We start from the raw sequence: 945 nt of genomic DNA on the forward strand, positions 1-945 counted from the left end.
GCTCCCCACCAAGCCATTGCTGAGTTTGGGATCCCTAAAACTACGGCTATTGCTAATGGAATTATTATCTTTTTTATCTTCATACTACTCTCCTCTCAGTTTTTATATGTTGTAAAAAAACTGGCAACCATACCGCTGGATCGTCCCCGACTTCAGCGATAAGGGTTTCGACCAACTCTGCATTATCAGGCGTACCGGATAATACTAAGAGTTCGTCACTAAAGTCACGTTCGATAGTTTTTCCATCAGTTGTGACATTGAATTTGCCGAGATTAAGCTCTGCAAGCGCAGACTGATCACCTTGCTTGATGAGGAACTGACGACTAAATTCACCAAGTCCTTTGACCAGTTCAAATTCAGCATCTGTTAGTTTGAAGCCTTCAGTATAATCTTCATAATTCGCTTTAGGATTGGCTAGAAAAATATAAGTTGCGCATTGTTGAATGAGCGTCTTAGCAATATTGCTTTCCAGCGCATCACTAGGCTCTTGCGTAGCAAAAACAAAAATACCGTTTTGTTTACGAATAGTTTTTTGCTTGTTCTTTGCTAAATCTTCAAAATACGGATCCTGTAAAGATTTCCAAAACTCGTCAAAGATATACATAAACCGTTGCCCACTGATCATCCCTTCTGTGCGATAGAACAAGTACATTATCACTGGAGTACGAGTCTCTGGATTATCTAAGAATTCTGTAATATCAAAGCCGTAAATTTGATGCGTTGAGAGATCAAGTGCATCCTGAGGATTATCAAAGAGCCATCCATAATCACCATTTTGGCACCATTTTGCCAAGCGAGCGTGAACAGATGGGTGTGCATTATAATCACTTAAACGTGGCTTTGGTCAAAATCGTATCAGAAAGGGCAAACGACGGAGCGATTGGTCGATGTTACTGCTCATAACAGACCTAACTGCTTTTTTAGTGTCTTCCTCGTCGTGATGAG

Annotated in this window: 1 pseudogene; it reads right to left on the reverse strand. The window is 40.6% G+C overall.

Going from position 1 to position 945, the window contains the following annotated elements:
• Positions 1-79 precede the first annotated feature (79 nt).
• Positions 80-945: pseudogene (locus ACFIK8_RS10280) on the reverse strand (VirB4 family type IV secretion/conjugal transfer ATPase); the annotation flags it as partial.

Source organism: Bartonella sp. MR168JLCBS, from assembly GCF_042194175.1.